Source organism: Terriglobia bacterium, assembly GCA_020072845.1.
Taxonomy (GTDB): Bacteria; Acidobacteriota; Terriglobia; order Terriglobales; family Acidobacteriaceae; genus JAIQGF01.
Genome location: JAIQGF010000007.1, coordinates 66,214 through 92,076, shown reverse-complemented (window position 1 = coordinate 92,076; position 25,863 = coordinate 66,214). Strand labels below are relative to the sequence as shown.

General features: G+C 62.4%; 23 protein-coding genes and 1 tRNA gene. 16 read left to right on the top strand and 8 right to left on the bottom strand.

What is annotated here, in order from left to right:
- Nucleotides 1-309: 309 nt before the first annotated feature.
- From LAN70_06835 to LAN70_06825, 3 genes are all read right to left on the bottom strand, one after another.
- Nucleotides 310-386: transfer RNA gene (locus LAN70_06835), tRNA-Val, on the bottom strand.
- Between the two features lie 67 nt (nt 387-453).
- The gene (locus LAN70_06830; protein MBZ5510869.1) at nt 454-2,130 is read right to left on the bottom strand and encodes a SpoIIE family protein phosphatase; all 1,677 of its coding nucleotides are present in this window, start codon (nt 2,128-2,130) and stop codon (nt 454-456) included.
- 285 nt (nt 2,131-2,415) lie between these two features.
- Nucleotides 2,416-2,595, bottom strand: coding sequence for a hypothetical protein (locus tag LAN70_06825; GenBank protein ID MBZ5510868.1), 180 nt, complete (start codon nt 2,593-2,595; stop codon nt 2,416-2,418).
- A gap of 110 nt (nt 2,596-2,705) precedes the next feature.
- Between LAN70_06825 and LAN70_06820 the strand changes: the two genes are divergently transcribed.
- From LAN70_06820 to LAN70_06750, 15 genes are all read left to right on the top strand, one after another.
- Nucleotides 2,706-2,981 carry a hypothetical protein gene (locus LAN70_06820; protein ID MBZ5510867.1) on the top strand — a complete coding sequence of 92 codons (276 nt, stop codon included), beginning with the start codon at nt 2,706-2,708 and terminating at the stop codon, nt 2,979-2,981.
- A 211-nt stretch (nt 2,982-3,192) separates the two neighbouring features.
- Entirely contained in the window at nt 3,193-3,963 is a 771-nt protein-coding gene (locus LAN70_06815; protein ID MBZ5510866.1) for an electron transfer flavoprotein subunit beta/FixA family protein, read from the top strand.
- An 88-nt stretch (nt 3,964-4,051) separates the two neighbouring features.
- Nucleotides 4,052-4,273 carry a hypothetical protein gene (locus LAN70_06810; GenBank protein MBZ5510865.1) on the top strand — a complete coding sequence of 74 codons (222 nt, stop codon included), beginning with the start codon at nt 4,052-4,054 and terminating at the stop codon, nt 4,271-4,273.
- Nucleotides 4,274-4,361: 88 nt separating this feature from the next.
- Nucleotides 4,362-5,354, top strand: coding sequence for an electron transfer flavoprotein subunit alpha/FixB family protein (locus tag LAN70_06805; GenBank protein MBZ5510864.1), 993 nt, complete (start codon nt 4,362-4,364; stop codon nt 5,352-5,354).
- Nucleotides 5,355-5,592: 238 nt separating this feature from the next.
- The gene (locus tag LAN70_06800; protein ID MBZ5510863.1) at nt 5,593-6,009 is read left to right on the top strand and encodes a type II toxin-antitoxin system VapC family toxin; all 417 of its coding nucleotides are present in this window, start codon (nt 5,593-5,595) and stop codon (nt 6,007-6,009) included.
- Nucleotides 6,006-7,721, top strand: coding sequence for an electron transfer flavoprotein-ubiquinone oxidoreductase (locus LAN70_06795; protein ID MBZ5510862.1), 1,716 nt, complete (start codon nt 6,006-6,008; stop codon nt 7,719-7,721). The genes LAN70_06800 and LAN70_06795 overlap by 4 nt, the downstream gene beginning before the upstream one ends.
- A complete protein-coding gene (locus LAN70_06790) occupies nt 7,718-8,575 on the top strand; it encodes a DUF4184 family protein (protein ID MBZ5510861.1) in 858 nt (285 codons plus the stop codon). The genes LAN70_06795 and LAN70_06790 overlap by 4 nt, the downstream gene beginning before the upstream one ends.
- A gap of 63 nt (nt 8,576-8,638) precedes the next feature.
- Entirely contained in the window at nt 8,639-9,454 is an 816-nt protein-coding gene (locus LAN70_06785; GenBank protein ID MBZ5510860.1) for an ABC transporter ATP-binding protein, read from the top strand.
- Complete coding sequence (locus LAN70_06780; GenBank protein ID MBZ5510859.1) at nt 9,438-10,211, top strand: ABC transporter permease; 774 nt, start codon at nt 9,438-9,440, stop codon at nt 10,209-10,211. The genes LAN70_06785 and LAN70_06780 overlap by 17 nt, the downstream gene beginning before the upstream one ends.
- Nucleotides 10,212-10,506: 295 nt before the next feature.
- Nucleotides 10,507-13,077, top strand: coding sequence for a hypothetical protein (locus tag LAN70_06775; GenBank protein ID MBZ5510858.1), 2,571 nt, complete (start codon nt 10,507-10,509; stop codon nt 13,075-13,077).
- A 25-nt stretch (nt 13,078-13,102) separates the two neighbouring features.
- Complete coding sequence (locus LAN70_06770; protein MBZ5510857.1) at nt 13,103-13,282, top strand: hypothetical protein; 180 nt, start codon at nt 13,103-13,105, stop codon at nt 13,280-13,282.
- 39 nt (nt 13,283-13,321) lie between these two features.
- Nucleotides 13,322-13,756 (top strand): signal peptidase I, encoded by a 435-nt coding sequence (locus tag LAN70_06765; GenBank protein MBZ5510856.1) that lies wholly within the window; start codon nt 13,322-13,324, stop codon nt 13,754-13,756.
- 28 nt (nt 13,757-13,784) lie between these two features.
- A complete protein-coding gene (locus LAN70_06760; GenBank protein ID MBZ5510855.1) occupies nt 13,785-14,597 on the top strand; it encodes a hypothetical protein in 813 nt (270 codons plus the stop codon).
- Nucleotides 14,597-14,908 (top strand): PqqD family protein, encoded by a 312-nt coding sequence (locus tag LAN70_06755; protein MBZ5510854.1) that lies wholly within the window; start codon nt 14,597-14,599, stop codon nt 14,906-14,908. The genes LAN70_06760 and LAN70_06755 overlap by 1 nt, the downstream gene beginning before the upstream one ends.
- Nucleotides 14,905-15,999: a radical SAM protein gene (locus tag LAN70_06750; protein MBZ5510853.1), complete on the top strand. Its 1,095-nt coding sequence runs from the start codon at nt 14,905-14,907 to the stop codon at nt 15,997-15,999. The genes LAN70_06755 and LAN70_06750 overlap by 4 nt, the downstream gene beginning before the upstream one ends.
- A 13-nt stretch (nt 16,000-16,012) precedes the next feature.
- On the opposite strand, the gene LAN70_06745 is transcribed toward LAN70_06750, so the two are convergent.
- The 5 genes from LAN70_06745 to LAN70_06725 form a co-directional block, all read right to left on the bottom strand.
- On the bottom strand, nt 16,013-17,143 hold the full coding sequence (locus LAN70_06745; GenBank protein ID MBZ5510852.1) for a nucleotidyltransferase family protein: 1,131 nt from the start codon (nt 17,141-17,143) through the stop codon (nt 16,013-16,015).
- Nucleotides 17,144-17,242: 99 nt separating this feature from the next.
- Nucleotides 17,243-18,532: an O-antigen ligase family protein gene (locus tag LAN70_06740; protein ID MBZ5510851.1), complete on the bottom strand. Its 1,290-nt coding sequence runs from the start codon at nt 18,530-18,532 to the stop codon at nt 17,243-17,245.
- Nucleotides 18,533-18,615: 83 nt separating this feature from the next.
- Nucleotides 18,616-19,893 carry a hypothetical protein gene (locus tag LAN70_06735; GenBank protein ID MBZ5510850.1) on the bottom strand — a complete coding sequence of 426 codons (1,278 nt, stop codon included), beginning with the start codon at nt 19,891-19,893 and terminating at the stop codon, nt 18,616-18,618.
- A 57-nt stretch (nt 19,894-19,950) separates the two neighbouring features.
- Nucleotides 19,951-22,263 (bottom strand): polysaccharide biosynthesis tyrosine autokinase, encoded by a 2,313-nt coding sequence (locus tag LAN70_06730; protein MBZ5510849.1) that lies wholly within the window; start codon nt 22,261-22,263, stop codon nt 19,951-19,953.
- Nucleotides 22,260-22,535, bottom strand: a complete 276-nt coding sequence (locus LAN70_06725) for a hypothetical protein (GenBank protein MBZ5510848.1) — start codon at nt 22,533-22,535, stop codon at nt 22,260-22,262. The genes LAN70_06730 and LAN70_06725 overlap by 4 nt, the downstream gene beginning before the upstream one ends.
- Before the next feature lie 139 nt (nt 22,536-22,674).
- On the opposite strand from LAN70_06725, the gene asnB reads away from it, so the two are divergent.
- Nucleotides 22,675-25,854: an asparagine synthase (glutamine-hydrolyzing) gene (gene asnB / locus LAN70_06720; GenBank protein MBZ5510847.1), complete on the top strand. Its 3,180-nt coding sequence runs from the start codon at nt 22,675-22,677 to the stop codon at nt 25,852-25,854.
- The last annotated feature ends 9 nt before the right edge of the window (nt 25,855-25,863 follow it).

Here is a 25,863-nt window from a genome sequence, read left to right as displayed (position 1 = left end):
CCTGAATGGCTCGGCGTCCGACATTCTTCAAGTCTGCAAACCGTTGTAGCCATTCCATTGGCGATCCGATTGACCGCGAGCCGTCTGTCACGACTCAACACACTCTTTTCCATTGCTCGATGCTATTCCGGCGCTCCAAGGACGGCGTGGAAGCAACTGTCAACAACAGCACGCGACCAGTCGATCTGGCCATCGCGCGAAAATGGGGCGCCTGCGGTTTGGAGTAACTTAGGAGTAAGGAGCCAGCAGTCGAGTTTCTCGGCGGCTCTGAAGGCGTGATAAAACCCGCATGAATACTGGAAAAAGAAATGGTAGGCACGAGCGGACTCGAACCGCTGACCTCTTCCGTGTCAAGGAAGCGCTCTAACCAACTGAGCTACGCGCCTACGCGTGACCTTATTGTAGCCGCGCTGCTGGTCAGGGGCAAACGCAGGCGCGTCATGGCGGTTTCCGTTACGACTCCACGCCAGCCGCTTTCGCCGCCGAGTAGAGCAGCTCGACGACCGTGCAATCGTCCTGCAGGGGGCAAGAGCCGCAGAACTCTTTGACAGCGCGGAACACGCCTTCAAATCCAGCCCCAGCGGCGGCATCGTCGAGACGCTCGTATCCGAAGAATTCGCCCGCCGCATTTTCCGCTTCCACGACGCCGTCGGTGGTGAGGAAGAGCCGGTCGCCGGGCTTGAGTTGCATGCGCATGCTGTGGAACGAAACATCGGGCAGCAAGCCGATGGCGGGATTGACATTGTCAGGTTCGATGACCTTGCCTTCCCTCAGCAGCCGGGGCGGCACGTGGCCGCAATTCAGCAGTTCCAGCCGGCCATCCGCCCATAGCCGGACGACGACCATGGTGGCGTATTTCTCGCCGACATCCTTTTCGCAGAGAAAATTGTGGGCGGCGGCGACGGCGGCTTCCAACGAGATGCCTTGCGCCAGCTGCGAATAGATCATGCCCTGGATGACGGAGCCGAGCAGCGCCGCGGAGACGCCCTTGCCGGACACGTCGGTGAGCACGACCGAGACCGAGTCGGGCGTGCGCACGACATCAAAGAAGTCGCCACCAATTTCCTGGCAAGGCAAATTACGGCCTTGGACTTCGGCAAACGGGATGTCGGGGATGCGCACCGACATGAGCCGCTGCTGGATCGCGGCCGCGATGGACAACTCCTGCTGGTAGCGGCGGGCCGCCTCTTCGACCTCCGCCAAGTGCGCGTTCTCCAGCAGGCCGGCGGCCTCTTTCGCAATCGCGTGCAGAATGTCCTGGCTCACGCCGGAGAGATCTCGAGAAGCGATACGGCTGTCGAGATAGAGCACGCCGAGAACGGGATGGCGCATCGATCCGCTCTTGCTGCCCCGCGGAGCTCCGGCCTTATCCGCGGCGGAGCTATGGGCGCGGCGCAGCGGGATAGCGATCACGGTGCGCAAATCGTGGCTTACGATGCTGGCGCGTCCCGCCAGGTCGGCGGATTGCGCGGTGTCGCCAACCACGAACTCGGAGCCGGACTCTGCGGCCTGTTGCAACAGGGAACGGGTAATGGTGCTGTCGTCTCGTAGAGTCTCGCCCTTGCTGCTGCGCCCCGCGCCGAGGTGAAGTACGCCGTCGGAGCCGCGCAGGAACACGAATCCGCGCTCGGCTCGGGTGAGGCGCAGAGTACAGTCGAGCAGGATGGCAATCACGTCAGCCAGCACCCCGGTGGTGCGCAAGCGGCGCGCCGCCTCCAGGAACAACCTGAGTTGCTGCAGTTCTGAGCCCGCTCCGGACCGCGGCGCCAGCGACATCTGGCTGAGGAAATCGGACGCGGTCGCAATGGGCGCGGTGGGATTGAAGACCAGGTAAAAATCCTCCAGGCCAAAATCGCAGCGGTCGTTCGGCTCCAGTGGGTGACGCTCGCGGCGCATGCGGTTGACATAAACCCCGCTGCGGCCGCCCTCGTCCACAATGTAGTAGCGGCCCTCTTCCGCGACAATCGAGGCGTGTTCGCGTGAAACCCGGGAGTCGGGGATGGGCAGGTCGCGGTCGGTTTTGCGGCCGATCGTAAACGGCGTGTGATCAATGACGATGCGCCGCTGCTCGGTGCCGTGGACGAACAGCAGCACCGGCGCCGATGGCGAGACCGCGGGCATGCTGGACATGGCGTGACCTTCCGGTTTTGCGATTGCCCCGGCAATCTGCCAGGACGTCCCCAATTGCGGCACCAGGGCAGTGCCCCGAATGATCAACAGCGTAGCACAAGGCGCGCGGCTGGCGGTAGTCGCCGCCTTCTTAACGACAGAGAGACAGAGGAGGTACAACCGGACCATTTCTGATTGCCGTTTCAATCACTCCGAGAGCAGAACAGAACCCGACAGTCAGGAATCGGCAATCGAAGATGGATTTCTGTTTTGTTCCTCTGTGCCCTCTGTGGCTAATGCCCGCGCTCAGGCTTGGGCGTCGGGATCGGCGAGCATCTTGGGCAGCGTGGGTTTGTGCTTCGGTCGGGTTTTCTTGGTGACGTCCGGCTCGAACCGGGTAGGCGGAGGCGCCCCGATGTGCTCCCGCGCGGCCGCTTTGACGGCGGTGACGGCGCGAAACGGCTTGGGTTTTTTCTTCTTCGCCATCGTGCTTGGACCTGCGACTCGCTGCTGTTGTTTTGGTGAACAGCATACGCCAACACTGTTACCAGGCCGGTTGTGCCATAATTTTTCCCGGCGACATCGGCGAGGTGGCCATGGACGAGCGCGATTTCTATGACGAGCGGCAGGACAAAAAAATGACCACACTGAATTGTCCACACTGCCGTCAGCCCGGGGAATACGAGCTCGGCTGGATCGTGCGCACCAAGAAGCGTCAACTGCCCGGCCGCGCCGATGAGCGCGATCGTGCGAAATTTGCCAAGGCCCGCTCCTACATGGTCCGGCGCGACGACATGGTGATGTGCAAGAACGTGCGCTGCCGCAAGCGCTTTGAAGTCTCCGGCGTGCAATCGGTGGCATTCCTCGACTAGGCGGTCCGCTTACATTTTCTTCCACCTTCAGGGGTTCATACTCCCCGTACCGGAGCCCCGCTTTCGGCCGGGGTTTTTGTTTTGCCAAATCAGGACAGAACCGCATAGGCAACTCTGGCCATGTCCTTTCGAAGCGGCGCCCGCGTCATTTATACTGCGCGTTTGCGTGGGCGGTGACGAACCCGCTCGTCGCATTTATACGAGGTGCGGCTTGAAAATTCTGGTATGCATGAAACAGGTTCCGCAGAAAGACGCTCCGTTGAAGCTAAACGAGAGCGGAACCTGGATCCGCGAGGATGTTTCCTACGAAGTGAACGAGCCGGATGCGTACGCTCTGGAAGAGGCTTTGCGGCAGAAAGAGAAACACGGCGGTGAGGTGGTGGTGATCACCGCCGGCCCGGCGCGCGCGCAGCAGGTGTTGCGCGAGGCGCTGGCCAAGGGGGCCGATCGCGCCATTCACCTTGAGGATGCCGGCTTTGTCGGCCTCGACGCCTTCAACACGGCGCGGGCATTTGCCGCCACTATTCAAGATGAGAAATTTGACCTCGTCTTTACCGGACTGCAATCGGACGACTATGGCTTCGCGCAGACCGGTGTCCTCCTGGCCGAATTGCTCGGGTGGCCGCACGCCACCATCATCATGCAGATTGAAAAGAAGGATGGCGGCATCCGCGTCAAGCGGGAACTCGAGGCCGGGTTCTTCCAGTATGTGGACATGCCGGTCCCGGCGGTGCTGACCATCCAGTCGGGCATCAACAAGCTGCGCTACGCGACGCTGATCGGGATTAAGCAGGCCAAGAACAAGCCCATGAAAAAAGTGACGATGACCGAGGTGCAATCGGCGCTCGGTCCCAACCTTCAGCAGATTCGGCGACTCTACGTACCGGAGAAGACCAAGAAGACAGAGATGCTGCAAGGCGGGCCCTCCGAAATCGCGAAAAAGCTGGTGGAGAAGCTGCGGGATGAAGCACGAGTGATCTGAAGGGGCGGCCTGAACGTGTGTGATCCGCTTCCTGGCCGCCGGGGAAGCGGTTGTGATAATGCGTACCTCAGCAGCGACAAGGTGCGTTATGGCAGTCCACAGCGATGAAGAAAGAGTTCGGGAAAAGGGCCTGAGCCTGGAAGTGATCGGCGGGATGATTTGTTTTTTCGACTTCCTCATCCTGTTTTTTCTGCCCGCCGGTCTGAAGTTGGGCCACAAGTCAACGTTCGTGGCGCTCATGGCGGCGCTGGCCGTGGTGGGGTTGGCGCTGATCGTGAGCGGTTACCTGATTCGGGCGAGGGCGGAATAGCGGCCCGTCGCGAGTGCTCCGTGGCACGACCCGGCTGTAAACCGGGGCTCGAGGGAACCAACATTTTTCTAGCAGAGAGAAGGCACTGATGGCTGACACCATTCTTGTGATCGTCGAGCAACGCGAAGGCAAGCTGAACCGCGTTTCGATCGAAACCATTGCGGGCGCGCAGGCGATCGCCGCCGAAACCGGCTGGACGCTGGAAGCGGCGGTGGCCGGCAGCGGCGTGGGCGAGATCGCCAAAGAAGTTGCGGCCAGGAAGCTGGCCAAGGTTTACGCGGTCGAATCGGCGAAGCTGGAGCCGTACACCCCGGATGGATTCATCGCGGCGCTCAAGCAGTTCATTGGACTGCGCCAGCCGCGCTTGGTGCTGATGCCGCACACCTACCAGGTACGTGACTTCGCGCCGCAACTGGGGGCTGCGATGGGACGCTCGCTGGTCAGCGACTGCACCGGCTTCCGCAAAGAGGGCAGCGACCTGTTGTTTACGCGGCAAATGTTCCAGGGGAAATTTGCTGCTGACGTGGCCTTGGGTGGCGATCCCCCGTACTTTGTGACCTTCCAGACCGGCGCCTTTCGCGCCGATAAAGCGGAAACGGGCGCCGCCGCCGCACCCGTCGAAACCGTCAACGTTGAAATCGGCGAAGGCGTGATCCGTACCCATCCCGAGGCGCCGTTCAAGGAAGCGAAGCAGGCCGTGGATTTGACCCAGGCGGAAATCATTGTGGCCGTCGGCCGCGGAATCAAGGAACAGAAGAATATCGATCTCGCCAGGCAACTGGCCGACGCGCTGGGCGGGGAACTGGCGGCGTCACGACCGATCTGCGACTCCGGCTGGCTGCCGATGGATCGGCAGATCGGATCCTCAGGCCAGACCGTGGCGCCCAAGCTGTACCTCGCGCTCGGCATCAGCGGCGCGATTCAGCACATTGTCGGCATGAAGGGCTCGCGCACCATCGTCGCGGTGAACAAAGATGCGGAAGCGCCGATTTTCGAAGTCGCGGATTTGGGCGTGGTCGGAAACCTGTTCGACATCGTGCCGCCGCTGATTGAAGAAGTGAAGAAAGCGAAGGGCGCGTAAAATCAGAGTCGCAAGTAAATAATTTGAGATGGCGAGCAAATCCCACAGCTCGGGACCTGGGTTCTCCGGCATTGTCGAACAATGGCGAAGAGAACGTAACTCAGTGCGGCGACGTAAATCCGACCCGCTCATGGAGCGCATTCGCGCACGCCGCGAACGCATCCGCAAGCGCGTTGGCCTGCTCGACGACTCTGTTGATCTAGTCCGCGAAGATCGGGACAGGTGAAGATTGCGGTACGTGATCGACGCCAGCGCGGTGCTGAAGTCCTTACTTGCGGAAACCGACAGCGCTCCAGCCGATGCATTAATTGCGAGTCATCGCGACGGATCCTCGTCACTCATCGCCCCCGATCTCATTGTGGCTGAGGTCGGCAATGCACTGTGGAAACGCTGCGAAATCCGGAGGCAGATCACAGCTCGTGAGGCCCGCGAGGCATTCACCGATTTCCTTGCGCTGGGCGTGCTTCTTCATCCATCTGTGGCGCTGGCCGGTGCAGCCATGAACATCGCAATCAGGGAGCATCATCCGATCTATGACTGTTTCTACATTGCCTTGGCGGAGCAGGCGAGTTGTGCATTCGTAACTGCGGATGAAAAGCTTCGCATGAAGTTCAAGCGCCACTCCATCATCGGTCTGAGCAGCTTCACAACATGATCACGTTCCGAAAACCTGTCGAAGGTATCGAGCGCCCGCAAATGGAAGCCGACGTCGTGATCGTCGGAGGCGGGCCTGCCGGACTCGCCTGCGCCCTCCGGCTTTCGCAGCTCATTGACGAGCACAACGCCAGGCATTCCGACGCGCAGCTCTCCAAGGAAAACATCTACATTCTCGAGAAGGCGCGCGAGATCGGCCAGCACTGCCTCTCCGGCGCGCTGCTCGATCCGCGGTCCATGCGCGAACTGCTGCCCGATTTCGAAAAAGAAGCGCCGCTGGAGGCGCCGGTCAGCAGGGAATCCGTCTATTTCCTCACCCGGAGCGGAAAATTCAAATTTCCCATCACGCCGCCGCCCATGCGCGATCACGGCAACTACGTGATCTCGCTGAACCGATTCGCCAAGTGGATGGGCGAAAAAGTTGAGGCCACCGGCATCACCATTTTCACCGGATTTGCCGGGGCAGAATTGCTGGTGGAAGGCGATCGGGTGGTCGGCGTGCGCACCGATGATAAAGGCGTGGACAAAACCGGTCAGCAGAAAGGGAATTTCGAACCGGGGTACGATCTCAAGGCCAAAGTGGTGGTGCTTGCCGAGGGCACGCGTGGCTCGCTGACCAAGCAGCTTGTCGGACGATTCCAACTCGACAAAAACCGCAACCCGCAGACTTACGGCGTCGGCGTCAAGGAATTGTGGGAGGTGCCGGCGGGGCGGATCGTTCCCGGCGAAGTGATCTACACCATGGGCTGGCCGCTCACCGCGCGCGAATACGGCGGCGCCTGGATCTACGGCGGCAAGGACAACGTAGTGTCGCTGGGTTTCGTCACCGGTCTCGACTATCCCGATCCCCGGCTCGACCCCCAGCACGTGCTTCAGGAGTTCAAGAAACATCCGTTTGCGGCCAAGCTGCTCGCGGGCGGGCACATGATCCGCTATGGCGCCAAGTCGCTGCCCTACGGAGGATGGTGGTCCATCCCGCCGGTCTCCGGCGACGGGTGGATGATTCTGGGGGACTCCGCGGGTTTCCTGAATTCGCAGCGGCTCAAGGGCATCCACCTGGCCATCAAGAGCGGCATGCTGGCCGCCGAAACCGTCATCGACGCGATGGTCGCAGGCGACTTCACCAAGAGCACGCTGAATCTCTACGCCAGCCGCGTCGAAAAAAGTTGGATCAAGCAGGAGCTGTGGCCGGTGCGGAACTTCCACCAGGGCTTCGAGCACGGCTTCTGGCACGGCATGTTCCACGCGGCCCTGCAACAAGTCACCGGCGGGCGGGGGCTGCATGAGAAGTACGTGTCCGAAGCGGGACATCGCCGCCTGAAAAAATTGTCGCAACTGCCGGCCGACGGAGGCGCCGAAGCCCACCTTCTCAATGACACCAAGGGCGACGGCAAGCTGACCTTCGACAAGCTGACCGATCTTTATCACTCGGGCACCAAGCACGAGGAGGACCAGCCGGCGCACCTGGTGATTCACGATACCAACATCTGCAACACTCGCTGCGTGACCGAGTATGGCAATCCCTGCCAGCACTTCTGTCCGGCGAATGTGTACGAAATGGTGGAAGCGTCAGACGTGCCCGGCGGCAAGCAGATTCACCTGAACGCATCGAACTGCGTGCACTGCAAAACGTGCGACATCATGGATCCCTACGAGATCATCACCTGGGTGCCACCGGAAGGCGGCGGCGGGCCGAGCTACGACGGCATGTGACGGCCTTCTGCGCGCGTCGCCACCGCGCGCACAAGTCAGGTTACAATCTCTCCGTGCCCTTAACGTTTGCGCATCCTGCCGCGGTGCTGCCGTTGCGCCGCTGCGGCTTGGTTATTTCGGCCATGGTAGTTGGCAGCATGGCCCCGGACTGCGAGTACTTCTTTGGCCTGCGGCACCCGGCCTCGCACGCCATGCCGGGTGTGGTTACGTTTACGTTTCCGCTCGCACTGGCTGTGCTTGTCATTTTCCACGCGATCGTCAAATGGCCGCTGATTTCGCTAATGCCGGCCGGGATGCAGGCACGCTTGATCGGCCCGGCGCGGCGCTTCCGCTGGTTTCCGGCGAACAGGTTCCTGTTGATTCTGCTGTCGCTGGCAATCGGCATCGCCACTCACATTCTGTTGGACGGATTCACTCACCCGGACAGTTGGGCCATACTGCATTTCGCGGCGCTGCGCACCATGGTGCCGATTCCGGCGCATCGCCCCATGCCGATGTACGCACTCTTGCAGTATGGGACATCCGCGGTGGGCCTACTCGCGCTGGCAATCGGTTCGGCTTTCTGGTACAGGCGCGCGGCCGCGGAGAGTGTGCTGCTGCGCCCGCAATTCTCCGCGGCCGTGAAGTGGACGATCCTATCCGTCATGCTGGCGACGGCGGTGGTGCTGGGTTATGTGAACGGAGCCGCCTGGTACGGCCAGGTATTTCGCGGGGCTTCGGCGCGCGTGCGTTTTGTCTTCAGTTTTGCGATTTCCACCAGCATCGTCGCCGCGGTCGAGCTGTTCGGATTCAGCGTAATTTGGCAGACCTGGCTGGGCCGCCGCGAGACCGTATCGGACAGCCACACCGCTTGATCGCAAGGAGCTGAATAAAGGCTGCAGCAGAGGGAATCGGGTCCCTGGCTCGCCACATCCCTGATGAAGGCAATCGTCCTAGAATCGGTCAGCAAAGCGTTTCGCCCGCGGCTTGGTTTATTCGATCACGGCCGGGGACAATCGCAGCGGGCGGCGATCCACGCGGTGCGGCAGGTGTCCTTGACGGTCGAGCGCGGCCACGTTCTGGTCCTGCTGGGTCCCAACGGCAGCGGGAAATCGACGCTGTTGAAGCTGATCGCAACCATGCTGCTGCCCGACGAGGGCCGCATCGAGATTGAGGGCGATGATGCCGTTCGTCATCCTGAGCAGGCGGTCAGGAAAGTTGCCCTGGCGGTCACCTCCGAACGCTCATTCTTCCCGCGGCTGACCGCGCGCGAAAACCTGGATTTCCATGCCGTGCTCGACGAGGTCCCGGCGAGGTTGCGCGCACGCCGCGTGGATGAAGTCCTGGAAATCACCGGACTGGCGGGCGTAGCCGGCAGGCTGGTGCAGAGCTTTTCGGCCGGCATGTATCAGCGCTTGGGGATTTCGCGCGCCTTGCTGAAGAGTCCCGCCCTCTTGCTGCTCGATGAACCCTCCAACAGCCTCGATCCCGACACCGCCTCCGCCTTTTGGAGTTGGGTCCGGGAGAGCGCCGGCGCCGGCATCACGGTCGTGGTGGCGACGCACAGCTTTGAAGAGGCGGTCAACGTCGGGCGTCAAATCGCGGTGTTGCGGCAAGGCGAGCTGGTGGGCCTGCACGCGATTGATTCCCAAACCAGCGTCGAAGACCTGCGCCGCTATTATCACCAGCACGTTTCCACTCCCGGCGTCGCCGCTGCCCTGCCATGGAAGGCCCACAGTGTCGCGTCTGCTTGAAAAATTCGTGGCCTTTCTCCGCCGCGACCTGCTCATCGCCCCGATCGCGCTGGTCACCGAGCTGGCGGGAGCGTACTACCTGGCGCGGGCCATCGGCGGCGGGTTCCGTCCGGACGGTTTCGATTATTTCTCCTTCCTGCTGGTGGGGACGCGCATCACCCAGGTAATCGTCGTGACCATGCATGCCTTCGTCGGCAGCGTGCGCGATGCGCAACTCTCGGGGACATTGGAAATGATGATGGCCACCGCCACGCGCCCCTTGACCGTGATGCTGCTCTCGTCGGCGGTGCTGCTCATCAACCGCGTCGTCCTGTTTTTTGCGTATCTGGCGTGCGGCTTCGCCCTTTTCCGCGCGCCCATTCACTCCCCGAACCTGCTGGCGATCGCCGCGGTGTTGCTGGTGCTCGCGGTCATGACGGTCAGCCTGGGACTGTGCGCCGCTTCCATCCAGTTGCACTTCCAGAGAGGCAGCTCCGCCGTCTGGCTGTTCGGTACGGTCGTATGGCTGTGTTCCGGCGCCATGTTCCCGGTGAGCACGCTGCCGGCCGCTCTGCGTACCATCTCGCGTTTACTGCCGGTCACCTACATCGTGAACGCCGCCCGCGACGTGTTGCTGCTCAAAGCCACGCTGCCCGAGGTGGCGCGGCCCGTCCTCATCCTGGCCGCGATCACGGCGCTGCTCCTGCCCGCCGCCATTTGGTTGTTTTCCACCGTGCTGCGCACCGCGCGCTTGCGCGGAACCCTCTCCGTGTACTGAGCTTCGATCGCCGCGGTCTGTGCTCGCGGCCGGAATAATTCCCGGCAGCGACATTGATCGTGTTTCGACATACCGGTTCAGCCGCTCGCGGCCGCCCGGCTTTGGAAAATCCATCGGGTTACAGAGTTTACTTTCTCGGTTCCTGGGTACCTGAACGGTCATTGACCCCATTTGGGAAGCAAGTTAGCATGCGGCCAATTGCCAGAAGTCTCGTTGTCGTTCGCATCACGTTTGCAGGCAGTGGCCACGAACGGATTGGCGTTGCACGAATTCTTGTGGGCTGAGGTGAAGTACCTTGACATTTGCGAAAGAAGTTGCCGCGCGGCTGGCTCAATTTACCCTTTTACTCGCCTTCGTCGGGTTGACAGGCCTTCCCGGGCTCGCGCAGAAACGCGCGATCCAGCCAGACATCGGGCTGGTGCAAGACCGGAATGATCGCCACACTGTCGTTACTGATACCGATGCCAATGATGTGCAGGAGCCCGCGATCCAACCTAGTACCCATACCAATTCCACCAATACCAATGAAGTGCAGCAGCGCGCGAACCAGCCACACATCGGGCTGGTGCAAGACTGGAGTCATCGCCACATTGTTTTCACCAATACCAACGATGTGCAGACGCGGGTGAAGCAAGCCAGCGACCTGCGCGCTCTGTCGTTCTGGATCAAGCGTACGCGGGTGCAAAACCCGAATGGGTTCGCCGGAGGGCCGATTGAACTTCCGCGCGAGGCAACCCCCAGCAGGTTGAAGAGAAAGGGCGGCGGCACAGGCGGCGGCGCCATCAGCGGCGTGTCCGTGGATTGGGCGCTGCCGCTGGGCAAAGGCATTGGCGCCAGCATCGCCAATTACGGCGGCCTGGCTGCGGGCGCGTACCCTGCCAAATACTCCTTCGACATCAACGCCACCCCGGACTGCATCAACGACTACATTGCCATGGGGCTGAACACCCCGGGCTCGGCGACTACTCCCAATGTCGTAGGCATTAACAATCTCTACTCGAATTCCGTCGGCGGCGGTTTCTGCAGCGGAACGGGTCCGGCCGCGTACTTTGCCTATTTCACCGCGTCGGCCAACCCGACGTCGGTAGTGGTCTCGCTGGACGGCACCAAGATCGCGTGGGTGGAGAACGCTGCCACCGCAGTTTTCCACGTGCTGGCGTGGAAGGCGAACGACGGGACCTTGGCGGCGCCGGTGCAATTGAGTTTGCATGTGGTGGCGGCCGCCCCGGTGGTGAATAGTGGAACCATGACCAGCTTGAATCTGGCCTCCACCGACACCAACTCGTCGCCGTATTACGACTACACCACCGACACGGCGTATGTCGGCAACAACAACGGCCAGTTGTTCAAGATCAAGAACGTATTCTGCCAGACCATCGCCAGTCCCGGTGCTAACAGTACTTGCGCAGGCGCAGCGCCCAGTCTAGCGGCTCCCGGAGACGGGTGGGCGGCGAACCCGGTTTCGATTATCGCTGGCCAAATCTTGACCTCGCCCGTGTTGGACACTTATATAACCGCCCCTGCGGCCGTCCCGCTGGTGTTTGTCGGGGCATCGGGCGGCACCGTGCGCGCGCGCATCGCCTCCTCCGGCGCTGCCCCCACAACCAACTCTCTCGCCGTGGGTGACGGCTCGGCCAGCGGCGGGATCGTCGATCCCCCCGTGATTGACGTAACCAATCACAAGCTTTACGTGGCCACCGGCTGCAATGGCACGAGTGCGTTGGCGGTCCAGAATCCCTATAACTCTAACGGTTTCGGAGCGTCGCTCACGGCCAACATTGGCCGCAAGACCAACATTGTGACGGCCTGTCCGACGGACAACATGCACGCCCCCACGCCGGACGACGCCTATATCACGGCCATCCAGAGCAGCACCACCACGTTCAGTGGCAACATGATCTTCTGCGGTGCGACGCAAGCCGGTAACTCCAATTACCAGGCGGTGCTCTACAAGTTTCCAGTCACCAACGGGACCATGGGGACTACGCCTGTGACGAGCGGCAATACGGTAGCGGACGGGTTTGGCGTCACCGCCGCCGACGCCGAATGTAGCTCGATAACCGACGTGTTCAATAGCAACTTCGCAGCGCCGACGGAGCGCATTTACATGGGAATCGGCGGAACCCTGGATGGGCATCTGCGCAGCTTCGACGCCGCCTTCACCACGCCCGCCGTCAGTGCGGCAAAAACGGTGACCCCAGCCTGGACGGTCGACGCAAGCAACGTGGTTACGTTCCCCGTCCCCAACAGCCCGGTGACGATCGGACCGGGTAACTACGTAACCATTGCCGGCACCGCCAACGGCACCTGCGGCGGGAACACGAACGGGACCTTCGAGGTGACTACGTCTACCACGACGCAGATCCAATTCGTCAACCCTGCCCGCGTCTCTTGCACCGGGACGGCAGCAGGCACCGCCACGAGCGACAACACCATTCCCGGCATCTCGTTAGTTGACATCACGGTGCCTCTGGTGGCGCAGACGACGCGGGCCACCAGCGGGATCATTATTGACAACGTAAAGGCCACCGGCTCCTTTGCGGAAGCGTCCAACATTTACTTCACGCAACTGGCGCCGGGGAATATCGCCGGGGGAAGCTGCCCGGCCACGGCAACCATCACTACCATCACTTTTGGTGGTACGACCGTGACCGTCAATACCGCTGCTGCACATGGTCTCGCCGTCGGAGACACGGTAACCATCTCCGGCAATGCCACTGCGGCTAACAACGGTGTTTGGACGGTTCTCGCTACGCCCCTCACCACGCGTTTCACTTACACCGACGCCGCTGGAGGCGCCGGCGCCGGCGGCAGCGTGTTCGCCAACACTTGCATTTACAAATTGTCGCAATCGGGCTTGCAGTAGAATGAAGGCAGGAGTGAATAACCATATGTCTAACGAAGACCGCTCAACCGCGCAGTCGAATCCGGCGGCCGAGGGTAAGCTGCCGAAGAAGCCGTATCAGAAGCCTTCGTTCCGTCATGAGCGGATCTTCGAAACCATGGCGCTGAGCTGTGGCAAGCACGACTCCACCCAGCAGCAGTGTCACCTCAACACCAAGAGCTCCTAGGCCGGGCGACGCTTGCTTGCGGTGGGCGACAGTCCGGCTATGACCGTAGCGCTCGACGTGCTGAAGCAATTCGGCCGTTTGCGCCTGCGGGCCTGGGGAGAGAGCATGCTCCCCTCGGTGTGGCCGGGCGACGTGCTCACCCTCAAGCGGTGCCGTCCTGAACAGCTAAAGCGGGGCGAGATCGTGCTCTACCGGCGCGGCGAGCGCCTGTTTATCCACCGCGTCACCCGCATTCGGGAGGCCGAGGGAGAGAGGTGGGTCGTCACGCAGGGCGATGCGACTCCGCATTCCGATCCGCCGGTGGCGGCTTCGCAAGTTCTGGGTTGCGTGACCAACATCGCGCGCGGCGCGCGTGGGGTGTGCCGGACGCGCTGGGGACGGGCGCCGCAGTTGGCGTCGTTCCTGTTTCGGCGAGCATGGTCCAGCCGCGTGGCGCTGCGGGTACACGCGTGGCGGCGGAGCATGACGTTCTGAGCTTACCCGGCCGATCGAACGAGGATATGTGTCCGTAGCCGCGCCAACCACGCTCGACCGGATCGCCATTCACATCGGGGGCATCGCCATTGATGTGCGCACCTCCGACCCCGTCTTCCAGGACATGCTGCGGTCGCGCTATGACACGTTTGTGGACGACGCCGCCGCGCCGGAGTTCGAGTTGGCGGTGGAGCTGTGCGCGCCGGAGTCTTCCCATCCCGACGAGGACGTCAAGGTGTGGTGCCGCGACGGGCTGTGGTCCATGCGCCGGGGCGACTTCCGCGCCGAGTGGAATCCGGCCGAAGGCCGCGGCCGCGTCCGCCAGACGGCGAATCCCTACTCCATCGATGCCGTGCTGCGCATCCTGCACAGCCTTATCCTGGCGCGCCAGGGCGGATTCCTGCTGCATGCCGCCGGCGCTATCCGCAACGGCAAGGCGTTCCTGTTTTCCGGAATTTCAGGCGCAGGCAAGACCACCATATCGCGGCTGGCGCCGGCGGACGTTACGCTGCTCACGGACGAGATTTCCTACGTCCGCCGCGAGGCCGGCGGCTACCGCGCCTACGGTACGCCGTTCGCGGGCGAGCTGGCGAAAATTGGGGAAAACATTTCGGCGCCGCTGGAGGCGGTCTATTTTCTCGTGCAGGGTCCGGAAAACCGCTTCGCGCCGGTTGATCCTGCCGAAGCCGCCGGCATGCTGCTGAGAAATACTTTATTCTTCGCTCACGAGCCGGAGCTGGTGCGAACGGTGTTTCAGAATGCATGCGAATTTGCGACGCGGGTGCGCATGGAGCGGCTGGTGTTCGTTCCCGACGCCCGCGTATGGGAGTTGATCGGGTGATGTACATTGCACGGAGTTCGGCGATAGCTTCCCGCAACCTGGGTGGCGAGACCATCGTCATGTCAGCGGTGGATTCCACCTTGTTTACCCTCAACCCGGTGGCGACGGCGATCTGGGAATCGGCCGATGGCGCGACCCCGCTGCGTGACATCGTGGAGCAGCGCGTCTGCCGCGACTTTGCGGTGGACGCGGACGCGGCGTACCAGGACGCCTCGTCGTTCGTGCAGGAACTGGCGCAGCACGGGATCCTGCTGGTTTCACCGGATCCGATTGGGGAAAGCGCGAAGTTGCCACAACAGGAGCCGCGATGAGCCTGATGGTCGACGTCAATGCGCGCGCGCTGGCGCTGGGCATTCCCATCAGCGCGCAGCTCGACATTACCTACCGCTGCAATGAGCGTTGCGAGCACTGCTACCTCGACCACGACGACAAAGGCGAGCTCAGCCTTGCGGAGATCAAGGACCTGCTGAAGCAGTTGGCCGAGGCAGGCATCTTGTTTCTCACCATCAGCGGTGGAGAGCCGCTCCTGCGGCAAGATTTCTTCGACATCGTTACTTATGCCCGCTCGCTGCTGTTCAACGTCAAGATCAAGAGCAACGCGGTCATGATCCGCGAAAAAGAGGCGCAGCGGCTCAAGAACCTCGGTGTGGAACAGGTGCAGATCAGTATTTACTCGGATCGCCCCGAGGTGCACGACGGCATTACCAAGCTGCCCGGCTCGTTGAAGCGAAGCATCGCCGCCATCCGTTTCTTGAAGTCGCAGGGGCTGAAGGTGACGATTGCCAATGTCCTCATGCGGCAGAACATGGACCACCATCTCGGCGTCCATGAGTTGGCGGCGGAACTGGGCGCCAATTACACCCTCGATCCCACCATCACGCCGATGATGGACGGGAATCCGTCGACCCTGCGCATGCGGGCTACGACCAAGGTTTTGCAGGAGACATTCCGGGATCCCGCCGTGGTCGGCAACGTCGAGGAGTTTTGCGCTCCGCCGCCCGCGGCCGACGACGACGTCATGGATGGATTGCCGTGCAGCGCCGGACACACCGCGTGCTACGTCTCGCCCTATGGCGACGTTTATCCCTGCGTGCAGTTTCCGCTGCCCTGTGGGAACGTAAGGCGGCAGAGATTTATTGACATCTGGAAGGACTCGCCGCAGTTGAAGGAAGTGCGCGCCATCCGCGCCCGCGATCTGCCCACCTGCTCCAGTTGCACTCACGTCGCGTCCTGCACGCGCTGCCCGGGCTTGGCTTACATGGAAGGCGACATGCACGGGCCCTCCACGGCGGACTGCGAGAAGTCGTTCGTGCGCACGGGAATTCCTACCGCGAACATGCTGGCACGCGGAATCAATGCCGCGGCGGCACTCGCAGGACTGGTGCAGATCCGCCTGCAATAGATCTGCGGCCCTTTCAGCCCCGGACGCTGCGGTACACCATGCGCCCCGCCTTCGCGACCCCGCGCAGCACGCGCATGCCGGAGTAAAGGAAATGGACGGGGCGCGGCAGGCGCACGGTCGTCCATTCCTGCATGGTCGGCGTCAGCACGAACCGCGAAGCGTAGCGGACTCGATCCTGCCAGCGTTCGCGGACGCGCAGCAGAAAGCCATGGAACTGCACGTCCGAGAATCCCTCGTGGAATAACAACTCCCGCCTGACTTCGCCGGCGAGTGCCGCCACCGCTCGATCCTGCGCGATGGCTTGCTGGACATCGGCCGGCAGCGGCGTGTGGAACACCGACTGCACCAGCGCCAGCGCGAGCAGGACGATTCTCTCGATCCCCGCGCCGCGCGCTCTTCGGAGTACCTGGCCGAAGTTGATCTCCGGCGTAATCGCAATGAGCCGGTGGATGTCCAGCATCCACGCAAGCTTTCTCCACAGGTGATGTGCGCCGTGAACGCTGAGCGCCAGCAGCAGGTTTTCCGGCGACAACGCGGGCGCTTGCATCCCCCCGACAACCACCGTCTCCAGGGGAGCCCAGAGTTCCTGCGCCGGAAGCGCCATCGAGAAGTGTCGCGGAGCGATGTCCCAGTGCAATTCGATCAGGATTCCCGCCGGGCTCGAGAATGCCAGTTCATAGTTCGAGTCCAGGAATCGCTCCTGGTGCTCCTCCTTCACCGGGTACACCTGTGAGTATCCGGCATGGCGCATGGCCGCCGCCGCCGCCGCAACCTGTGCGCGCTTGACCAGGACGTCGAGGTCGGAATATTCCCGAGACGCGACGTCGCCGTACAGCGATACTGCCAGGGCCGGGCCTTTGAAAGGAATCGCTTCGATCTTGATTGACGACAGCAGTTGCAGGATGCGCACCAGTTCACTGGTCATCACCAGGCTGCGGCGCACGTGCAACTCAAACCGGTGGCGAACTGCCGCCCGCACTTCCGGGTCCAGGAATTGGTTCAGCGGCTCCAGGCGGCTGGCCAGCGCCGGGAACACTCCTTGCGTTTCGGCCAGCTCGAAAACCGGTGTCCAGTCCAGGTTTTTGCGGGTTTCGCTGCAATACTCGTCAAGCTGATCCGGGTCTGCGAGAGCGCGGATCAGCAACCCCTGCGCTGGGTCGAATTCGGCAGTATCGGCGTGAACGATGGGAGTTGCCTTGCTGACGATGGATACTCCTCAATGCTGCTGGCGTCAACGCCCGGATCAGCACAGGGTAATGTCGTGCACCAGCACCGGTCCGTTGTGGTGGGCCGCCAGCGGTTGCCCGGCGCCTTCCACCTCTTCGGCGCTCGCCAGGGCCGCCATGACGTAAAAGAGCGCCGCATTTGCGCCCACATGCAGGTTGAAGTCCATGAAACTGTGCACCAGGATCCCGGTGCACGCCAGCGTGGCCGCCATTTTCGCCGACGACACAAAACCCGGCGGGACTCTGGGCCGCAACCCCGAGCGGAACATCGCAATCACGAACCACAACATGATGGCGAAGCCGATGACTCCGGTTTCTGCCAGCAATTGCAAGTAATCATTGTGCGCCGCGTTCACGAAACGATCGCTGTAGAAGGTCTGGAATCGGGGGAAAACACGGGTAAAGCAGTCCAACCCCCATCCCGCGATCGGCCTCGCCTTGGCCATCAACAGCGTGTCTTTAAACAATGCCAGCCGGAAGCGCGCATCCAGCGTGTTGCTCATGGTGGCGCCGTCGGCAGTATAGGCACTCTCAATGCGGTCGGTGACCCGCGAGCCTCCGGCCCATGCCAGGAAGACCACTCCGATCACCGCCAGGATGGCAACGTCGCGAAGCCGCTCGCTGGACCGGCCGCGAAGCAGCAAGAGCGCCGCCCCCAGCACGACTTGCGCCGCGAAGGAAATCATGCCCCCGCGTGATCCCGACAGGAAAATGGTACTCCCCATCATCAGGGCGGCGAATCCCAGCAGCACCGTCTGCGCTCCGGAGTTGCGGCGCCGCATCATCAACGCCAGCGGCAGCGGTGTCAACAGTTCCATCAACCCTGCCCAGTGGCTGTGGTTGACGTAAGGGCCGAAGCCCCAGGCGGTGAATTGGGGCCGCCGGACCCAGTAAATCTTCCCATTCGCCGTGAAGTCCTGGATGATGCCAAACACCGCCAGCATGGCCCCGAAGATCGTCATGCCGGTCAGGAAGCCATGAATTTGCTGGCGGCTATGGAAGCACTGGATGGCGACAAACATCAGCAGCCCGTATGCAAGGTAACGGATGGCCTCCTGCAACGTCGCATAGCGATAGGCCGAGATTCCGGTGACCAGTTGCACCGCAACCAGCAGGGCGAAGGCGAGCGCCGGAAGGTAAAGCGGGCTGGGTCGTAATTCGATGGCCCCTTGCACCACCTGGTGCGCTGCCCACAGCAGGAACAACCCTGCGGCCGCGCACTCGAGGATTAATTCGGACCAGGGCTCCGTCGTGCCAAATGCCAGCACGGCGAAGGCGATGACGATGCCGAGTCCTAACAGAAGCACGCGGTTCCACCAGGATGCGCGATCACTTGCTTCCGGCCAGGTCAAACTCGAGGATGTACCGAACGCCGCCGAAACGGGCATTTTCACCGGCACGCCTCCGGTGCGACGCGCGTCAGGCGCACATCGTCGGCCCACGCGCGCCCGCGAATGGTCGTCAGAGGGCGCTCATGCACGATTCTCAAGTCCAGGAAATACGTGCCCGGATCGGTGCGGAACGTCTGCCGGCGCTGCTCCCATCCGTGCGTACCCGTCATGGATTCGGTCAGCACGTAACTGCGCGAGGTCTTTTCATCGCGCAGGGAGAATTGCGGGCCGCCGACACCCTCTAACTCGCTGGTACGCAAGAATGCCGAGAACTCATAGCACTCGCCGGCGTCCACCGGGATGATCTGCCGCAAACCCAACTCGGCCACCGGTTGGCCGGTAAACGTCATCAGCAGCGCGTGGGTTCCTCCGTGAACTCCCGTAGTGTCGATCTCCAGGGGCACGGCGTCGTTGCGGTTGTAGTGCCAGTCGAAGCCGTCATTCAGGATGTTGTTTTCGAATCGCCCGTTCACCACCAGGTTATCGGTGTACTGATACGGCTCCAGTTCGGGGTTCACCTTGGCGAGGTCATTCCAGGCGGAACGTGCGCGTGCCGAATCGTTGCGCTCGATCAAAGAGGAAAAATAGGCTCTCGTGGATCCGAGGTATACGCGTTTGCCCAGCCCCAGCATGCGCGACCAGATCATGTCGGCAGCATCGAAGCGGTTGGTCCTCACCGCCAGGTTGCTGAAATCAACATACAGATTCGGGTTGCGCGGGATTACTTCTTCGAGCACACGCGCGTAATCGTTGTTGGTGGCGCGCAAGCTGAGCAGGATGGCCCGCCCCAGATGCTTGTATGTGGGGTCACCTTCCAGGGTGGCCCGCAACAGCGGCAGCGCGCGGTCCGTGTTGCCGGCCACGAGATAAAAGTTGCCGGCTTCCCATGCAATGTCGGGGTCGTGCGCATCGAAGCGCACGGCGTTTTCGATTGCGTTACGCTCGGCCGCCGCGTCACCCGTGTATTCATACGCCAGCCCCAGGTCCAGCCAGTAGCGTGCGTGGCGGGGATCCAGCGAGAGGGCACGCTGCGTCGGCGCAATCGATCCCGGAATATCCTGCAGGAGTACGGAGCGCACCCTGCCCAGCCGGTACCAGGCCTCGGCGTTCTGCGGTTCCAATCGCACCGCGCGCTCCAGCACCTCGGGGTCGGTGCTGTCCAGGGAATGCGAAACCACGTAACCGCGCCCCGCTCGATACACGTATCCCGCGATCAGGCCCAGGCAGAGCAGGCCGTACAGGAGCTTGCGTCCGGGAGAGTGCAGCTCGATGCGCATACGAAGTTCGCGGCCGTGCCTGGCAATCCTAAGCAAAGCCAGCCCGGCCGCCGACGATCAGCTTTGCCGCGATTCGCTCTGTCGCGATTCGCTTTGCCGCGATTCGTTGTAGTAGCGGTTCTTCTGCCCGTAACCATACGCGTAATAGTAGTAGTAGGACCCGGGCGAGGTCAGGTCCACGCCGTTCAATAACGTGCCGGTCACGCGCGCATTCACCTGCAGGAGCAGGTCGCGCGCCTGCCGGAGCGCGTTCTTCGTGGTGACGTCGGAGCGAACCACCAGGACCACCGAATCGGCATACACCGAGAGCACCACCGCGTCGGTCACCGAAAGCACCGGCGGCGTGTCAATGAGGACGTGATCGTATTCCTGCTTCCACTTCGTCAGGCATTCTTGGAAGAACTTGGAGGAGAGCAGCTCCGCCGGTTGCGGCGGCGGCGGCCCCGCCGGCACGGCCCACAAGTTGGGGATCTGCTGCGACTTCAGGACGATGCTGTCGAAGCCCTTGCCCGTGGCCAGCAGCGTGCTCATCCCGGTGCGGTTCGGCATGCCCAGCGCGCGGTGAATGCTGGGACGCCGCAGATCGCAATCCACCAGCAAGACGCGCGCGCCCATCTGCGTCAGCACCACGGCGCAGTTGATCGCGGTGGAGGTCTTGCCCTCCTGCGGCAGCGGGCTGGTGATCACGATCGTCTTCGGCGGTGTGCCCGAGCCGGAGAGCAGCAGCGACGTCCGCAGCGCGCGGTACGCCTCGGCGGACTGCGAACGCGGACGGAAATGGGCTACCATCTGCGATTCGCCATGGTCTGGGGCAGCAGCCGTACTGGACCGAGCCAGCAATTTCCGGACCGGCGCGCGCGCGCTCAGCGGAATCACTCCCAACGACGGCAGCGCGGCGGCGGCTTCCGCCTCTTCCGGGGAACTGACGGTGGTATCCAGCGACTCGATCAGGAACGCCAGGCCTACGCCGCTGGCCAGGCCCAGTAACAAGCCCAGCATCACGTTGAGCCGCTTATTCGGCCGCGCCGGATGTGACGGCACGGCGGCGCCGTCCACCACCCGCACGTTGCTGGAATTCAACCCCGCCGAGACCTGCGCCTCCTTCAACTTCTGGAGAAGTCCGTCGTAGAGTTGCCGGCTGGTGTCCGCGTCGCGCTTCAGCATCGTGTACTCGATCGCGTTCTCGCTGAGCGCATTGGCTTCCAGCTTTTGATTCTCGAACTCATGCCGAAACATGCTCTCGCGCTGGGCCGCAATCTGGTACTCGCTGCGCAGCCGTGCCGCGCTGCGCTTGAGTTCCCCCTGGATGGAAAGCTCCACTGCTGCCAGTTGGTTGCGCACCTCCGCCATTTTCGGGTGCGACGGCCCGTACAGCACCTGCATTTGTGCAATCTGCGTCTTCAGCGCAGCTTCTTGCGCCTTCAGAGTGCCCAGCAACGTGTTTTCACCTGACTTGGACAGGTTCGCAATCAGTTCGGGGTCGTCGGTTTGCGTGATCCGGTAGTTGGCCTCCTTCTGGATGCGTTCCGCCTCGGCCTGTGTCAACTGCCGGTTCAGCTCATCCAGCTTGGAGAGAGTGATGTTCTGTTTATCATCCACGCCGACGATCTGCTTTTGCTTCTGGTAATCCACCAGCCGCTGCTGCGAAGTCTCCGCCTTCAGGCGCAGATCGGTCAGTTGCTTCGACAGCCATTCCGACGCCTGCATCGTCGACTCGAAATGGCTGCGGATATTGCGTTCAATGTAGGCATCAATCGTGGTGTTCACGATTTCCGCGGCCACTTGCGGACTGGCACTGGCATAGCGGATGTCCACCAGCCGCGTCCGCGGCACCGTGCTGACGCTCAGGCCGGACTTGATCTTGCCCGCCGAACGCGCGGTCTGCGTCACGTCGAGCTTTCCCGAGTCTCCGGCCATGGTGGCGGCGCTCGCCTTGATTCCCAGGTAAGTAGCCGAGGGCCCGGAGAGCCGCCGCGCCACATCGGCCGACAGCGCATCGCTCTGCAAGATCTTGACCTGGGTCTCGAGCTCGACCGCGTCGTCATCGCCCCCGCCGCCGGCAAACGCGCTGGAGTCCTTGAACGGCAGGATGTCCTGTGCGGGCCGGTTGATTTCGATTCGTCCCGTCGCCTCATAAATGGGCGTCATCCGCACCGTGGCGATGGTCGCCAGCGTCGTCACGATCACCAGGGACGCCAGGATCAGCCAGCGGTGCTTGTACAACGTGCGCAGGTACTCCCAGATCGAGACACCTGGTTGTTGTACGGGATAGTAGCCGGAGGTTATCGGAATGGCGGGAAATTCAACCGATTGGGGCTCGTAAGGAACAGGAATGTTGTTCCCTGCGCTCAACTGCCTCTGATCCATCATGCTCCTGGCGGCACGCCGTCGATTACGGCAGAGGCCACGATGTTGGCCGATAGTAGCAGTTTTTCTGCTTTATTAAAACGCTCTGTATGTGCCGTGGAGAACAGGCGATAATGACTTTTTGCACACATCTGATTCTTGCCCGGAACTTTCGACGCGTACTCGCGGGTGCTATATTCCTGACAACGGCGGAAACCTGATGCGGAAGAACGCGGGCGGAACTCCGCGTCCAGCGCTGGTTTTGGGCGATGCAGGCGGGCGGGAAGGTTTTCCATACCGCGTCCACGAGCCGTTTCTGGCGACAACACCCGGCGTGCGATCTCGCGCCGGCCGGCGGAAACGCAACCCTGCGCTGCTTTCCTCCCGGCGCAAGAGGAACCTTTTTAGTTAACCATGTGCGGCATCGCGGGACTCTTGAAGCTGTCCGGACCGGTGACATCGCAGGATGTGACCGCCGTGTTGCGCATGCTCGACGCCGAGGTCCACCGCGGTCCTGACGATTGGGGCGTTCTCTTCCCCGAATCCCTCGCCGACGATCCCCTGGTACGGCGGGAGATTGAGGCCCGTGGTCGCGGTCACGATTTCCGCTACGCCGCGTCCGCTTCGGGCGCGGCGGCCGTGCTCGGCGCGCGCCGCCTTTCCATCATCGACCTTTCGGAGAAGGCGCGCATGCCGATGGGCAGCTCCGACGGCCGAACCTGGATCACCTACAACGGCGAGATCTACAATTTCCGCGAACTGCGCTCGCAGTTGATGGAGCGCGGCTACCGCTTCCGCTCCGACTCCGATACCGAGGTCCTTCTCCACGGCTACGAAGAATGGGGTGACGGTCTGCTGCCGCGCCTCCGCGGCATGTTTGCCTGCGCCTTGCTGCGCACCGGCAGCGCGCCGGCGCTGCTGCTCGCCAAAGACCGCTTCGGCATCAAGCCGCTCTACTACTATGCCGACGACGAGCGATTCCTGTTCGCCTCCGAAGTGCAATCGCTGATGGCCAGCGGCTTGGTCCCGTACCAGCACAATCTTGAAACCATGGTGCGCTTCCTGCAATTGGGATCGGTGCCTTTGCCGCTGACCACCATTCGCGGCGTACACGCCCTGCCCGCCGCGCACATGCTCACCTGTGACCGTGGAAACCTTCACAAGCGGAAGTACTGGGACCTCAACCAGTGTTTTCATCCCGAGGCTGCGGCCGACCATGCCGACGATCGCCTCTTGCCGCTGCTCACCGATGCCGTGCGCGTCCACTCCGTCAGCGACGTGCCTCTCGGGATCTTTCTCAGCGGCGGCATCGATTCCTCCGCGCTCGTTGCGTTGGCCAGTCTTGCCGGCCAAAAGCCAATCAAGACCGTTTCCGTCACCTTCAATGAACCCGAATTCGACGAGTCCCTCTACGCCCGCGTGATCGCCAGGAAGTACGGCACGCAACACGGCGAGGTCCGCCTGACCCGGCGCGACTTCTTTCAGGAATTACCCCGCATCTTTGACGCCATGGACCAGCCGACGGTTGACGGCGTCAACACCTACTTCGTTTCCAAGGCGGCCAAAGCGTTCGGTTTGACCGTGGTCTTTGCCGGCACCGGCGCCGACGAGCTGTTCCTTGGCTACCAGCATTTGCAGCGCGCCGCCACCCTGTCAACGGTCTCGCGGTTCATGGCGCGCATTCCCAGGGAAGTGCGCTCCCCTCTGGTGCGCACCGCCTACAATACCGGGCTGCCCTATGGACGCCGTGAAAAGCTCACCTACCTGCACCATCCCACGCCGGAGAACATGTATCTCCTGTTCCGCGGCCTCTTCGGCCCACAACAGATCCAGGAATTTCTTGGCGTCACCCAACGCGAGGTGCGCGACCTCGGCGTCTGCATTCCCGGTTCCGGCAGCCTGCCCCGCACCAGCTTTGTCGATTCCCTCGTCGCCCTCGAGTTTCACCACTACCTGCAGAACCAGTTGTTGAAAGACACCGATGTCATGAGCATGCGGCATTCCATCGAAGCTCGTGTTCCTTATCTCGACAATGATGTTGTCGCCGGCGTGCTCGCCGTCTCCGCCGCCAAGCGCTTGCGTGGTAATTCGCCCAAGCCGCTGCTGGTCAACGCTCTGGGGGATGCCCTGCCACGCATTGTCTGGGACCGTCCGAAGAAGGGCTTCAGCTTTCCCTTCGGCGAGTGGTTGCGGGCCGACCCCGGACTCCTCGAGGCCGATGTCCAATCGCGCCGGCTGTTCGAATCCCGCGCTGTCCAGGAATTGTGGTCGCAATTCAGGAAGGGCGGAGTGCATTGGTCGCGGCCGTGGGCCCTTTCGGTCCTGGCCCGGGCCATGGAGACCCAGCGCCCCGCCGCCGCTGCCGCGCGCGCCGGCGCCGCGCCCGTGGCCCGCGTCACTTCGTCCGACACCGTATCCGCATCCACCCTTGGCGTGAAGCCGGCGTCGCTCCATCACGTTCCCCGTATGCGCCGCGGCGCTCCGCGCACGGGACAGCAACGCGTGTTGGTGCTGTTCACCGATCTGTTCGACGCTGTCGGCGGCATCCAGACCTTCAATCGTTCGCTGGTCAAGGCCCTCGACGGCATCGCCGCATCGCGCGGCTGGCAGGTCGAGCTGCTGGTCCTCAATGACCGTCGACGCACCGCATACGATTCTCCCTATTTCAACCCGGAACTCGTCTCCTGCCATGCCTTCCAGCGGAACACGGCGCGCTTTACGATCGCCGCTATGCAGCATGCCCGGCGCGCCACCACGGCCATCATCGGACACGTCAATTTTTGCCCGGTTTTGCCGCTGATGAAGATGTCGGCCCCGGCCGTCTATTCCGTGCTGGTCGCGCACGGGATCGAAGTATGGAAGCCGCTGCCCGCGTTGCAGCGCTGGGGGGTGCGGCGCCTGGATGAAATCCTGACGGTCAGCGACTTTACCCGCGACGAGATGCTCCTCCACAACCAGATCAACGGTCTGGCCTTTACCACCTTTCCCGACACGCTGGATCCGTTCTACGGCGGCGCCGACATCGCGACCGGCGACCCTCGCGCCCTGCTTCATCTGCCGCCCGGCCCCATGTTGCTCAGCGTGTCGCGACTCCATCAGACCGAATTCTACAAACGCATTGATCTCATCTTGGAGGCGATGCCCGCGGTTTTGAAGCAGGCGCCCGACACCTTCCTCGTGGTTGTCGGTGAAGGCAGCGATCGCGCCCGCCTGCAGCGCCTCGCCGCCCAGCTTCGCATCGATGATAGAGTGAAGTTCACCGGCCGCGTTTCGGAGCGCGAATTGCCGCTGTACTACCAGGCCTGCGACATGTTCGTGCTCCCCAGCCTCAAGGAAGGGTTCGGCATCGTGTTCTTGGAAGCCATGCAGTACGGCAAACCTTGCATCGGCGCGCGCGCCGCCGCCGTGCCCGAGGTCATTGTTGACGGCGAAACCGGCCTGTTGACCGCACCCGGCGATCCCCGCAGCCTGGAGCTCGCCATCATGACCTTGATTGCCGACGAACCCTCGCGCCTCATGATGGGGCGCGCCGGGCTGCGGCGGCTGGAAAACAATTTTTCCTTCAACATGTTTCGCCAGCGACTCGAGGAGGTGCTGTGGCGGCCCCCGGAGTGAGCGAACCAC